This window comes from Burkholderia sp. IO2 (genome assembly GCF_029522185.1).
Lineage (GTDB): Bacteria > Pseudomonadota > Gammaproteobacteria > Burkholderiales > Burkholderiaceae > Burkholderia > Burkholderia cenocepacia.
On sequence record NZ_JAKWFH010000101.1, the window covers coordinates 1 to 12,401 of the forward strand.

The 12,401-nt window shown below is 64.7% G+C and carries 14 protein-coding genes, 1 tRNA gene, 1 rRNA gene and 1 pseudogene; 10 read left to right on the top strand and 7 right to left on the bottom strand.

What is annotated here, in order from left to right; all coding sequences use genetic code 11:
- Positions 1-105, top strand: a pseudogene (locus MMB92_RS34015) (IS110 family transposase); the annotation flags it as partial.
- Between the two features lie 16 nt (positions 106-121).
- Here the strand turns inward: MMB92_RS34015 and MMB92_RS34020 are convergent.
- The 3 genes from MMB92_RS34020 to egtB form a co-directional block, all read right to left on the bottom strand.
- A complete protein-coding gene (locus tag MMB92_RS34020; RefSeq protein ID WP_006477218.1) occupies positions 122-424 on the bottom strand; it encodes a hypothetical protein in 303 nt (100 codons plus the stop codon).
- A gap of 296 nt (positions 425-720) precedes the next feature.
- The gene (gene egtD / locus MMB92_RS34025; protein WP_006487311.1) at positions 721-1,734 is read right to left on the bottom strand and encodes an L-histidine N(alpha)-methyltransferase; all 1,014 of its coding nucleotides are present in this window, start codon (positions 1,732-1,734) and stop codon (positions 721-723) included.
- Positions 1,718-2,944: an ergothioneine biosynthesis protein EgtB gene (gene egtB / locus MMB92_RS34030; RefSeq protein WP_077056006.1), complete on the bottom strand. Its 1,227-nt coding sequence runs from the start codon at positions 2,942-2,944 to the stop codon at positions 1,718-1,720. Before egtB ends, egtD begins: the two co-directional genes overlap by 17 nt.
- 581 nt (positions 2,945-3,525) lie before the next feature.
- Here egtB and MMB92_RS34035 point away from each other — a divergent pair.
- Both MMB92_RS34035 and MMB92_RS34040 read left to right on the top strand, forming a co-directional pair.
- Complete coding sequence (locus MMB92_RS34035) at positions 3,526-4,002, top strand: carboxymuconolactone decarboxylase family protein (RefSeq protein ID WP_034201185.1); 477 nt, start codon at positions 3,526-3,528, stop codon at positions 4,000-4,002.
- Entirely contained in the window at positions 4,002-4,883 is an 882-nt protein-coding gene (locus MMB92_RS34040) for a sigma-70 family RNA polymerase sigma factor (protein WP_077019823.1), read from the top strand. The genes MMB92_RS34035 and MMB92_RS34040 overlap by 1 nt, the downstream gene beginning before the upstream one ends.
- A gap of 103 nt (positions 4,884-4,986) precedes the next feature.
- Here the strand turns inward: MMB92_RS34040 and MMB92_RS34045 are convergent, their stop codons facing one another.
- Positions 4,987-5,502 carry a DUF2628 domain-containing protein gene (locus MMB92_RS34045; RefSeq protein WP_080332038.1) on the bottom strand — a complete coding sequence of 172 codons (516 nt, stop codon included), beginning with the start codon at positions 5,500-5,502 and terminating at the stop codon, positions 4,987-4,989.
- A 308-nt stretch (positions 5,503-5,810) separates the two neighbouring features.
- Positions 5,811-5,887: transfer RNA gene (locus tag MMB92_RS34050), tRNA-Val, on the bottom strand.
- A gap of 648 nt (positions 5,888-6,535) precedes the next feature.
- Between MMB92_RS34050 and MMB92_RS34055 the strand changes: the two genes are divergently transcribed.
- From MMB92_RS34055 to MMB92_RS34070, 4 genes are all read left to right on the top strand, one after another.
- Complete coding sequence (locus MMB92_RS34055) at positions 6,536-6,736, top strand: hypothetical protein (protein ID WP_006495417.1); 201 nt, start codon at positions 6,536-6,538, stop codon at positions 6,734-6,736.
- A gap of 31 nt (positions 6,737-6,767) precedes the next feature.
- Positions 6,768-7,097, top strand: a complete 330-nt coding sequence (locus MMB92_RS34060) for a hypothetical protein (RefSeq protein WP_012492979.1) — start codon at positions 6,768-6,770, stop codon at positions 7,095-7,097.
- Between the two features lie 36 nt (positions 7,098-7,133).
- Positions 7,134-7,361 carry an Imm74 family immunity protein gene (locus tag MMB92_RS34065; RefSeq protein WP_275522457.1) on the top strand — a complete coding sequence of 76 codons (228 nt, stop codon included), beginning with the start codon at positions 7,134-7,136 and terminating at the stop codon, positions 7,359-7,361.
- 195 nt (positions 7,362-7,556) lie between these two features.
- A complete protein-coding gene (locus tag MMB92_RS34070) occupies positions 7,557-7,874 on the top strand; it encodes a hypothetical protein (protein ID WP_012492978.1) in 318 nt (105 codons plus the stop codon).
- A 588-nt stretch (positions 7,875-8,462) separates the two neighbouring features.
- Here the strand turns inward: MMB92_RS34070 and MMB92_RS34075 are convergent.
- Positions 8,463-9,221: an anti-sigma factor gene (locus MMB92_RS34075; protein ID WP_006495421.1), complete on the bottom strand. Its 759-nt coding sequence runs from the start codon at positions 9,219-9,221 to the stop codon at positions 8,463-8,465.
- A complete protein-coding gene (locus tag MMB92_RS34080; RefSeq protein ID WP_034201189.1) occupies positions 9,218-9,739 on the bottom strand; it encodes a sigma-70 family RNA polymerase sigma factor in 522 nt (173 codons plus the stop codon). The genes MMB92_RS34075 and MMB92_RS34080 overlap by 4 nt, the downstream gene beginning before the upstream one ends.
- A 158-nt stretch (positions 9,740-9,897) precedes the next feature.
- Here MMB92_RS34080 and MMB92_RS34085 point away from each other — a divergent pair, with 158 nt between their 5' ends.
- From MMB92_RS34085 to MMB92_RS34095, 3 genes are all read left to right on the top strand, one after another.
- Entirely contained in the window at positions 9,898-10,986 is a 1,089-nt protein-coding gene (locus MMB92_RS34085; RefSeq protein ID WP_105866423.1) for a catalase family peroxidase, read from the top strand.
- Positions 10,983-11,516, top strand: a complete 534-nt coding sequence (locus MMB92_RS34090; RefSeq protein ID WP_112750591.1) for a cytochrome b — start codon at positions 10,983-10,985, stop codon at positions 11,514-11,516. Before MMB92_RS34085 ends, MMB92_RS34090 begins: the two co-directional genes overlap by 4 nt.
- 575 nt (positions 11,517-12,091) lie before the next feature.
- Positions 12,092-12,401, top strand: a 16S ribosomal RNA gene (locus MMB92_RS34095); the annotation flags it as partial.

Consider the following 12,401-nt stretch of genomic DNA (forward strand, 5'->3'; position numbering starts at 1 on the left):
CTGTCCAAGGTCGCGCTTGTTGCCTGCATGCGCAAGCTCCTAACCATGCTCAATGCCATGGTCAAAACCAACACGCCTTGGGACGATTCACTTCATCGGGCTTGACTCGGAAGACGGTTACTCAGTCCCAACGGCCGCGCCAGCCGCCACCGTCACGCCAGGCGCGCTCGCGCCACTCGTGCTCGCGCCATTCACGGCGGCGCCACTCGTGTTCACGCCACTGACGCGCACGCCAGTCGTCATCGCGATAGCCGACCGGCGCGTACATCACCGGCGGCGGCGGCGCGACGTAGACCGGCGCCGGCGCCGTGTAGACGCCCGGCACGCCGATGCCGACCGACAGGTCGACGTGGGCCGATGCGACGCCCGAGGCTGCCAGCGCCGCTACACCGAGAACTGCACCGAGAATCAGTTTCTTGCTCATCTCGCGACTCCCTGCACGTGTCGTGCTTCATGTGAATACGGTTCGGAGTCTAGGCATCGGACGCTGACACAGGTGAAACGGGTATGCGAGACAGGTAACGGACGTTTACGGGTGCCCGCAAAGCCTTGCGGGACAAGAAAGAGGTGGCGTTCCACACCCCGTTGCAACGATGCGTCGGGTCGGTAAAAAGGGGAATTTTCGGCACGAAACCGGGCAACGGGATCGAACCCGCCGGTGGGCATCGCGAGCGAACCGCCCTCACCTTCGCGGCGCGAGCGGTTCGCAGCAGCGCTGCGTTACGCGCGGATATCGTCGACGCTGCGCAGCCAGTGCACGCTGAACAGGTGGTCCGCGTCGGTCCACACGGTATCGGGCTCGAACCCGGCGCGGCGCGCCATCGCATGAAAGCCGTCGATCGTGAACTTGTGCGAATTCTCCGTATGGATGCGTTCGCCGGCTTCGAAGCGGAACGTATGGCCGCGCACGTGCACGGTCTGCGCGACGTCGCTGACGAGATGCATCTCGATGCGCTGCCGCCCGCGATCGTAGAACGCGCAGTGCGAGAACGCGTCGACGTCGAAGTCCGCGCCGAGCTCCGCGTTCGCGCGCACCAGCAGGTTCAGGTTGAACTGCGCGGTCACGCCCTGCGCGTCGTTGTACGCGTGATGCAGCGTACGCTCGTCCTTCACGAGATCGGCGCCGACCAGCAGGCCGCCGCCGCGCAGCAGCCGCGCCGCGTCGCGCAGGAACGTGTCGGCCTCTTCCGGCGAGAAGTTGCCGATCGTCGAGCCGGGAAAGAAGCCGATGCGCCGCCGCGGCGTCTCGGTCAGCGCGGCCAGTTGCTCGGCCTTCGTGTAGTCGGCCGCGAGCGGCGCGACGTCGAGCCACGGATAGGCCGCCCGCAGCCGCGCGGCCGCGCCGTGCAGGTAATCGGCGGAGATGTCGACCGGCACGTAGCGCGCCGGTGCGTTCGCGTAATTGTTCGCGAATGCGTCGAGCAGCACGCGGATCTTCTCGAGCGAACCCGCGCCGAACTCGACGATGTCCGCATGCGGGCCGACGCGCTGCACGATCTCGGCCGCGCGATCGCGCAGGATGCCGAGCTCGGTGCGCGTCGGATAGTACTCGGGCAGTTCGCAAATGCGGTCGAACAGCGCGGAGCCGGCTGCATCGTAGAAGTATTTCGGCGGGATGCTGCGCGGCGTGCGCGACAGTCCGTCGATCAGGTCGCGCTCGAACGCGCTCGGCCGCGAATCGCGGGCGGGTTGCAGGCCACCGCTCGTGGCCGTCAGGTCAGACGTCTCGCGCAAGTCGCACTCCCGTGAATTGCCAGCGTGCCGCCGGCGGAAAGAAATTGCGGTACGTCGGCCGTTCGTGCCCGGGCGGCGTCGCGATGCTGCTGCCGCGCAGGACCTGCTGGCCGACCATGAACTTGCCGTTGTATTCGGCCGCGACCCCGGCGAGCGGCCGAAAGCCCGGATACGGCTCGTAGGACGACCGCGTCCACTGCCACACGTGGCCGAGCATCTGCCGGATACCGTCGGCCGCGAACGCGGTTTCCCATTCGAATTCGGTCGGCAGCCGCGCGCCGGCCCATTCCGCATACGCGGCCGCTTCGTAGAAGCTCACGTGGCACACCGGCGCGTCGGGTGCGAGCGGCTCGACGCCGTGCAGGCCGAAGGTCCGCCGCACGCGCGTGGCGGCCGCATCGTCGTCGTCCGGCATCCAGTACGCGGGCCCTTGCCACCCTTCCCGCTGCACCATGGCCCAGCCGTCGGACAGCCAGAATTCGGGGCGCGTATAGCCGCCATCGGCGACGAACGCCGCGAATTCCGCGTTCGTCACGAGGCGATTCGCGATCTCGTACGGCCGCACGAGCGCGGTGTGACGCGGCCGTTCGTTGTCGAACGAGAACGCGTCGCCATCGTGGCCGATCTCGACGAGCCCGCCGGGCTGGTGCAGCCAGCGCAACGGGCCGGCGTCGCCCGCGGCGAGCGCGCATCCGGCTTCGTCGCCCGTGCGCGGCCGGAATGCCGGCCGCAACGGGTTGCACGAGAACGCATGGAGCATGTCGGTGACGATCAGTTCCTGATGCTGCTGCTCGTGATGCAGGCCGAGCACGAGCTCGGGTGCGATCGCGTCGAGCAGCGCCGCATCGGCGCCGGCCAGCGCGCGCAGCATCGCATCGTCGACGTATTGCCGATATGCATGCACCTCGTCGAGCGATGGACGCGTGAGCAGCCCGCGCTGCGGCCGCGGATGGCGCGGGCCGAGCGCTTCGTAATAGGAATTGAAGAGGAACTGGAATGCGTCGTCGAACGGCGCGTAGCCGGGCACGCGGCGCATCAGCACGACGGTTTCGAAAAACCAGGTCGTATGCGCGAGGTGCCATTTCGTCGGACTCGCGTCCGGCATCGACTGCACGGCCTGGTCTTCGGCGGACAGCGTCGCGGTCAGCGCGACGCTATGGGCGCGCACGTCCTGGTAACGGCGCTGAAGCTGGGATGCAAGAAGGCTCATCGGTTTACCGTCCACGTCGCGATTCGCTGCGTTGCGTTGCCGGAAAAGGGAAAGCCTTGCGCTCGAATGCGCGCGGCTGACGTGCGACCTGCTGCTGCGTCGTCGGGCAGCCGGCGCGCGCGCCGGGCCGCGGATGCGGCGTCACTTCATCTGCCCGTGCAGAACAGTATGGTCCAGAAATGTGAACGTCGCGAATCGGATTTCGGCTGAAACGAACAAGAAAGAAAAATGAAAGCATTCGTGATGTCGGCATCGCATGTGCAACGGACCGTCGGCGCCGGTCGCGACGGGGCTCGGCCGGCGGACGCAATACCCATGCCCGCGGCTGCGCACTCCTGACGCCCGGTGACAACCGCACGGCGGGCGTGAAAGGTCGATGGCGCGCGTTCGTCGGAAGCGTCGCGTCATGCGGACGCTTCGGCGGTCGATATCGCGTCCTTCGGCGCCCTGCTCAACGGCTCATCGGTCCTTCGCTTGCCGCTGCCCGCTTCGGCGGTCCAAAAAATTTTTTGCATCGATGTCACACACGCGGGGGGCTCGCTCGTCATATCAGCGGAACCCACACGAAAGGAGAAGGAACCATGACTGCGAAACTCAATCCGTTTGCCGCCGCCCCCGCGCTGATGAAGAGCTGGATGACCGTGTCGGTCGCCGCGGCCGGGAGCCTCGAGCCGACGCTGATCGAGCTGGTCAAGATCCGCGCGTCGCAGATCAACGCGTGCGCGAACTGCCTTAACATGCACACCGTCGAGGCGCGTGAGCAAGGCGAGACCGAGCAGCGCATCTACCTGCTGTCCGCGTGGCGCGACGCGCCCTGCTACACCGACCGCGAGCGCGCGGCGCTCGGCTGGACCGACGCGCTCACGCGGCTGTCGGAGGGCCATGCAGCGCACGAAGCGGCCTACGCGGCGCTGAACGACCATTTCAGCGAGGAAGAACAGGTGAAACTCACGGTGATGATCAACGTGATCAACGGCTGGAACCGGCTCGCCGTCGGGTTCGGGTTGTGGGTCGACCCGGCCGACGCGAAAGCCGCCGCCGCGAAGATGGTGGCCTGATGCCGAGCCTCGACCTGGCTCGCGGCCGCGCCGAACAACTGGCCGACGCGGCGGCGAGCTTCGATCCGCTGCGTCGCACGCTGATCCGCGTCGCGTACCGGATGCTCGGCTCCGTCGCGGATGCCGAGGACATGGTGCAGGAGGCGTTCATCCGCTGGATGGACGTCGACCGCACCGAGGTGCGCGTGCCCGAGGCGTTCCTGCGCCGCATGGTGATGCGCATGTGCCTCGACCAGCTGAAGTCCGCGCGACACCAGCGCGAGACCTATATCGGCCCGTGGCTGCCCGAGCCGGTCGTCGAGGAAGACGAACCGGACGACGTCACGCTGCCGCTGCTGCTCGCGCTCGAACGGCTCTCGCCGCTCGAACGCGCGGCGTTCCTGCTGCACGACGTGTTCGGCCTCGAATTCGACGAAGTGGCCACGACGATCCAGCGCGACCCGGCCGCGTGCCGGCAGCTCGCCGCGCGGGCCCGCACGCACGTGCGCGACGCGCGGCCGCGTTTTCATGTCGAGAAGCAGCGCGGGATCGAACTGGCCGAAGCGTTCTTCGCGGCGTCACGCAGCGGCGACATGCGTGCGCTCGGCGCGATGCTCGCCGAGGACGTGAGCCTGCATTCCGACGGTGGCGGCAAGCGCGCGGCGGCCGGCAAGCCGGTGTTCGGCTTCGAGCGCGTGATGCGAGTGCATGCGTATCTGGCCGAGCTGTTCGCGACGCATGCGTCGACGCTCGTGCGGGCCGGGTTCATCAACGGGCTGCCGGGCTTCGTCACGCGGGAAGCCGACGGCGAGCTGCAGACGACTGCGCTGGAGATCGACGACGGCAAGATCGTCGCGATCTATGTCGTGCGGAATCCTGACAAATTGAAGCATCTGCACTGAAGGCGGCGCGCGCATGCGCCGTGTGCGATGTGCCATATGAACGCATGGCGCCGGCGCCGCCCTCTTCTTTCTGCCCTGCGTTGCCGGTTGCCGGCTACCGCGATCAGTACATCGCGCCTCCGGCGTTGCCGATCATGAACAGCAGTACGCCGAGCAGCGGCGTCGCGACGGCGAAACCGGCCGCCGCCAGCCAGTTCGTGCCGCCTTGCGCCTCGAGCAGCGCGAGAAACGATTCGCGGGACGTCGCGTTCGGGCGCAGTTTTTCGATCCTGCGTTCGACGTGCCGCTTGTAGAGGCCGTTCCCGTACCAGCCGAGCGACACCGCGATCGCGATCGTGGCCGGGTCGAGCACGCTCGATTCGAAGTATCCCGGGAAGTACAGCAATTCGACCAGCGTGATGCTGAGCGTGACGGCGAGCACGGTGGCCGCCTGCCAGTACATGCATCGGTACGCCAACCAGACCGGGCCGAGAAAGCACGCGGCCCAGTTCCACGATTGCCGGCTTTTGCGCGAGTCGGCGATCGCCCATTTTCGTTCGAACCAGGCGGCGTTCTTGCCGACGTAAGCGACGATTTCGTCGTTGCTCGCAGGCGATGCAGCGGTCGAGACCTCGGACATGATCGTGTGCTCTCAGTCGCGCGGAACGCGCGTCGTTGTTCTGATGCGGTGGAAATCGGGTGACGGGCGAAGTCGCCGCGTCGATGCGCAGACGATTCTACGCGCCGTGCAGCGGCCGTTGTGTGGCAGATCGGGATGTCGAAGAGAGCATACGATGCCGCGGTTCCGGCAACGCATCGGGGCTTCGCGCGTCGTTTCGGACCGGAAAAGAAAAACGCCACGCGAAGTTGCCGCGTGGCGTTTGTATGTTTGGCGAGCCGCGTTGCCTGTAGGCAAGTTGTGCTGCCGGACCCCTTCATTTTGTTCGTTGGTAGGCTCGATTGGATTCGAACCAACGACCCCCACCATGTCAAGGTGGTGCTCTAACCAACTGAGCTACGAGCCTAAGAAGCCGCGAATTATAGAGAGGGTTTCGGGGGAGCACAAGCCCCTTCGTGAAAATTTTTTGAATCGACGTGTGCGGTGGGCTGACGATCGATGTTGCCTCGCGAGGCCGCGAGCGTGAGCTTCACCTGTTCGCATCACAGCAAAACGCGTCGATGTGATGCGGTGTTATCCACATTGCCCTCTGGATAACCGTCCGGGAAGTCTCTGGATTCACAGTGGAACGATTGAGGATATGTCGGCGAGTCTGTGAATCGACGAAAAGTTGTTCTGTGCTGCCGCGCGCTGTTCACGTCGCGCACCCAGGGTTATGCATTTCGCTTCGCGTTGAAAATTCAGTGCGTTACGGAGGTTATCCACTGTGGGGCACAGCGTTTGTTAACTATCACTACGTATATATACGAACCCTGTTAACACCTTTGGATAAGCACAGTCCGGCGACTGTGATCCGCTCAGGACATGCACTGCGTGCAGCGGCTGGATGAACGAAGCGGAACGCTGTGAAGTGCTCGAGCGATACGTGAGCCGTCATGTCTGTAGAATCGCCAGCATCCAGGATGCAAAGGCTCGGCGAACGGGCTCACGGCAAATGACCGATGCTTCATCGCCCCGTCTCCAGGCACTCGATATCGATACGATCGTACGCAGGATGCAGCACCATCCAGGCGACATCGTGTTCGAGCAACGCGTGTCGATACCGGAAGCCGAGGTCCTGTGTTGCCGCTACGAGGGCGAGCGATTCAACGTGAAGTTCGATCTCGACTACGGCATGTTTGTCGAGCGTGTTGGCATGCTGTCCGCCGAGGACGTCGCGAAGATCGTTGGATGGCTCACGAAGGAGGCAGGGTGATCACGGCAGACGATACGGGGCGAAGCGATCGATGAAGGCACCTGTCAATGAGATGCTGGTGACGGATATCGCAGGCCGCGTTGCGGTCGTCGTGACCGAGCTGACAGCTGCCGCCGATGTGCTGAAGCAGTTGGGCTTCGCTCGACAATCCGATCGCTGGGAACGCGCGATCGCAGATGACCATGACCGCCAGGCGCTCGTAGCCGCGCTCATCGATCTCGATGCGCTGTTCTCCGCAGGCCGTGACTGGAGCCCGCAGGCACTCGTCGAGTATTACCGGGAGATCGGTGTCGTTCGAAGTGGTTACCGTTCGGTTGCATGGCGCGGGCCGTCGCAATACGTGGTCGAACGACATGACTGAATCACGCGAGGCAACGCGATGACGTACACGGTCCCGATGGTGTCGCGCGGCGAAATCGTGCTGTCCGACGGAAACCGTACCGTGCGGGTGCCTGGCGAGGCATTGTCGTCCGGCGTGGACAACGGTCCCGCATTCGTCGTCTATGTCGATTCGATGAAGTACGTCGAGCCCCAAGGCGATGGCGAGACGATCGATAACGCCACGCGCGAGGCCGTGATCTCGGCGATCACCGACTATTTTTTTGTCTCGACGTACAACGGTTGATTTCGAATCCTGAGCCAGTCACGAAACCGAGGAAAGAGCAGGGTGATGCGAGCGGCGCTTGCAAAGGGAGCAGGTAACGGGACCGATCATGTGCCGTCCGCACGGACCCGATAACGGGATCACGATATCCGCGGGCGTTGCCGCGTGCATCCGGCAGCGCGGGCAGTTTTCGCCCGGTGATATTCGCAGAACACGATGAGCACGTTGAATTTCGGCACGGTCGACCAGTGTTCGGTCACGCTCAACACAGCGACGCTGCTGGGCCTGAAGGCTACCTACGAAGACTTTGCGGCGACCGGGCAGGATCTGCATAACTTCGAGATCTGCATCACGGATAAAAGGGCATCCACGGTGGACCCCGTGCCAGATGACGATGTCGTCACCATCACGTTCGTGGCAAAGCTGATTCCGGGTATGCGCGGACTGGGCAATGCAAATCGGCTCGGGAAGTCGATCCACTACGTCATCGCGCCGGAAACCGGCGAGATTCTCGGGAGAGTCGGGACGAAGTGACCCGACGCGCGAGCGGCGGTGTGTGGATAACCGGCGCACGATCCAGTTGAAACCCTGTGCATCCGAGCGGTGAGCGTCCTGGTTTCGATGGGCTCGTCGGCCTGAATGCATTGCCGGGCAAGGTTTTGCCGACCATGAAAGAGGGCAGCGAACGAATCGCCGGCGACGTCCGGATGTCGAATGCCGTGTGGATATCGTTGACTCGAAGCCACTCGAAACCGGCTGCATTCAACGGGTGAGCGTAGTCGAACCCGGCGAAGACGAGCGGTCAATTACCCGGGTTGTGGATATCGATGCCCAAAACAACGAGAAACGCTGTGCATGCCAAAGGTGAGCGAACCCATCGAAGTCAGCACGCAGCACCATCAGGAGAGGTGTGGATATCCCGTTCCGCGGCGACTCGAAACCCTGTGATTTTAAAGGTGAGGGTGCCGGCGGGGTTTCGGATGTGAATAACAGCCCGGGGAAGTCAGTCGAAACGCTGTGCAAGCGAATGGTGAGCGTGCGCCCGTTCAAGCCCGCCGGGCCGCCGCACATAAGGCGCTGGCGGCTACCACCAACCGCCAGCCGGACGCGCATCCTGCCGCTTCAAGTCTGCTGATCGAGCGCCTGCACGACCGCCTTTTCCCCGAGGCTCCCGGCCGGCCCGACCACCGCATAGTTGAGCCCGTTCACGGATCCATACCGCGCCAGCAGCGCGCCATCCACGCGTTGTCCAGCGGTTAGCAGCCGATGTTCCGATTCCGCGGGCCGGAGATAGAAGCTCAGCGTCCGCCCCGCGTCATCCTGATAGAGCACCATCGCGGCGGTGGCCCCGCTGTCCGTCGTGAACAACCGCCCGCCGACCGGCCTGAATCCCGCCGCGCTCAAATCCGGCAGCTTCGCCGACGCCCCCACGCGCCGGGTGAGCCAGCCCTGCAAATCACCCGCACCGGTCGGCCGGTAATCGACCTTGGCCGTTCGATCGACCACCATCATCTGGTAAGCCTTGACCGCATCGCTCATCGGCGCGATGGGCGGCGGCGCGTTCCACCCGCGCGCCTGCCATCCGCCGAACGTCCCGAGCCCGACGCAGAACACGAACGAAGCCGCCATCGCGAACCGCATCCGCGAGCGTTCGGCTCGCCGGCCGCGAATCGCCGCCGGATCGAGCGCGGGATTATCGGCCGGCATCCGCACGCTCTCCAGCGCGGCCCGCAACCGCTGCGCGTCCTGCTGCCATTGCTTCACCTGTTCCGCACGCGCCGGATGCAGCGCGAGATAGCGCTCGACCGCGGCACGCGCATCGTCGTCGAGCTGGCCGTCGACATAGGCCTGAAGGTCGTGTTCGTTCGGAGGCGTGTTCATTTCTTCATCAGCCGCAAGGAAGGAGCAGGAAGTTCGCCGTCGCTGAGCTGGCGCAGCGCCTGGCGCGCGCGGGAGAGCCGCGACATCACGGTGCCGATCGGCACCTCGAGCAGGTCGGCGGCTTCCTGATAGGTGAAGCCCTCGACTGCGATGAGCAACAGCAGGCTGCGCTGCTCGTCCGAGAGCCGACCGAATGCTTCGAGCGTCGCGCGCGCCGCGAATTCGCGTTCGGCGGACGGCCAGTGCGCTTCGTCGTCGTCGCGGATGCGGCCGAGCAGCCAGCTGTAGCGCTTCGCGCTGCGTTTGCCGTCGAGAAATTGTCGGTACAGGATCGTGAAGAGCCAGCTGCGCAACGACGCGTCGTCGCGACGGCTCGTCCAGCGCGACAGCGCGCGCTCGAGCGTCGACTGGACGAGATCGTCGGCCGCGTGGACGTCGCGCGCCAGCCAGAGCGCGAAGCGCCGCAGCCGGGGGATGAGTTCGCGCAATGCTTCGTCGTCGAGGGCGGTGGAGGGCATGGCCGGGCCGGTTGCCGAAAGGGTCGTGGATGCCGCGTAGGACGCCGGCCGGCATCGATTATTCCCTCCAGCATACGAAAAAACTTTTCGTGGAATAAAGCGGCGCGGGCGGCGTCCTACGCGCGTTCGACAATGATCTGACGATCGGGGGTGCATTGATGAAGCAATCTTCCTCTTCTTCGCCGCAGCGCGAGCCCGGGCGCGGGTGGTGGCGCTGGGCCGTGATCGGCGGCGCGGTGGCCGGCGTGGCCGCGGCGTTCGGCTATGCCGGCGGGTGGCTCGCGCCGGCGCGTCTGACCCCGCACCGGCTCGTCGACGCGCTGCAGACCAACAGCGGCATCCATCCCGGCTACCGGCGCAATCACGCGAAGGGCGTGTGCGTGACCGGCTACTTCGAAGGCAACGGCGCCGCGAGCGCGTATTCGGTCGCGCCGTTCTTCAAGCCGGTGCGCACGCCGGTGGTCGGGCGCTTCGCGCTGCCGGGCGGAAATCCGTACGCGCCGGACAGCAGCGTGCCGATCCGCAGCCTCGCATTGAAGCTGACCGCGCCGGACGGCGAGCAATGGCGGACCGGGATGAACGCGATGCCGGTGTTTCCGGTCGCGACGCCGCAGGCGTTCTACGAGCAGACGCTCGCGACCCGCCCCGATCCGAAGACGGGCAAGCCGGATCCGGCGAAGGTGAAGGCATTCTTCGGCGCGCACCCGGAAGCGGGCGCGTTCCTGAAGTGGGTGAAGGGTGCGAAGCCGAGCGCGAGCTACGTCACCGAAAGCTATTACGGGCTGAACGCGTTCTATTTCGTCGACGCGGCCGGCAAGCGCCAGGCGGTGCGGTGGCGCGTCGTGCCGGAGCAGACGGCCGGCGCCGGCGACGTCGCGACGGCCGCGGATCCGAACGTGCTGCAACAGGATGTGACGCAGCGCATCGCGGCCGGTGCGCAGAAGTGGAAGCTGCTGGTCACGCTGGCGGAGCCCGGTGACCCGGTGGACGACGCGACGAAGGTCTGGCCCGTGGAGCGCACGACGATCGACGCGGGCACGCTCGTGCTCGACCGCGTGGAGGCGCAGGACAGCGGCCCCTGCCGCGACGTGAATTACGACCCGACGGTGCTGCCGCAGGGGATCCAGGTGTCGGGCGATCCGCTGCTGGCGGCGCGCTCGGCCGCGTATGCGGATTCGTATCTGCGGCGCACGAGTGAAGAGGCCGGCGTGGCGGGCGCGGCGCGACTGAGTGGGGAGGGACGATGATGAAGGCTTCGACGACGTTTAGTGTGCCGGCGCGAGTGCTGCATTGGGTGATGGCCGCGATGGTTCTCGCGATGCTGTTCATCGGGGTGGGGATGGTGGCGTCCGTTTCCGAACGGCACGCAATCCTGGTGGCGATTCACAAGCCGCTCGGTGCGGCGGTACTGGTGCTGGTGTGTGTGCGGATCGTGGTGCGGATGCTGTCGAAGCCGCCGGCGTTGCCCGACGATCTGCCGTGGTGGCAGAAGATGGCCGCGCACGGGTCGCATCTCGTGCTGTACGCGCTGATGGTGGCGATGCCGCTGATCGGCTGGGCGATGCTGTCGGCGGGCGGGTATCCGGTGACGCTGGGCGGCGGCGTGCAACTGCCGGCGCTGGTGTCGGCCGATCCGGTGACGTTCGCGTGGCTCCGGGTCGCGCATCGCGTGCTGGCCTATCTGTTCTTCCTGACGTTCCTCGCGCACTTTGCCGCGGCGCTGTATCACGGGCTGATTCGGCGGGATGGCGTGGTGAGGGCAATGGTGGGGCGGTAACCGACGGAAGGTTGGGTGCGATACGGCGGGGCTGTTCAAGGGCGACCGAGGCTGCGCCCGCCGTGCCGTCTATATAGAGGCACTGGGAAGGCTCAGCGGTCCCCGCCATAGCACGTCAAAAATATTTCACAAAAGGGGTTGCGGAGACCGGGGCGGATGCATAGAATCACGCCTCTTTCGCGCTAACGGAAACACGGCGCGGGGGAAGAAGAGGGAAGCGGTGCTGTTGAAGTCGGTTTTATCGATTCCAGTGCACGCGAAATTAAACCGCAGTCGTCGCAACGAAGTAGTTAAAAAAGTTGTTGACGAGTCTCAAAAAACGGTTGATAATCTCGCTTCTCTGCTGCTGAAAACGCAGCGCTGCTGAGGGGTTCAAGATCCCTCGCAGACATGCTCTTTAAAAATTAACAGCCGATAAGTGTGGGCGCTTGATGACAGCGAGCTGATCCTCGGATCAGATAGCAAAAGTATCAAGAGTCTCACACTAAAGTAAGTCAGGTTTATGAAGTGATTCATATTCCTGTCAGCTTTGAGTGAGCGACCGGTTCGAAAGAACCGAAAACAGTAACAGGTTTGAACTGAAGAGTTTGATCCTGGCTCAGATTGAACGCTGGCGGCATGCCTTACACATGCAAGTCGAACGGCAGCACGGGTGCTTGCACCTGGTGGCGAGTGGCGAACGGGTGAGTAATACATCGGAACATGTCCTGTAGTGGGGGATAGCCCGGCGAAAGCCGGATTAATACCGCATACGATCCACGGATGAAAGCGGGGGACCTTCGGGCCTCGCGCTATAGGGTTGGCCGATGGCTGATTAGCTAGTTGGTGGGGTAAAGGCCTACCAAGGCGACGATCAGTAGCTGGTCTGAGAGGACGACCAGCCAC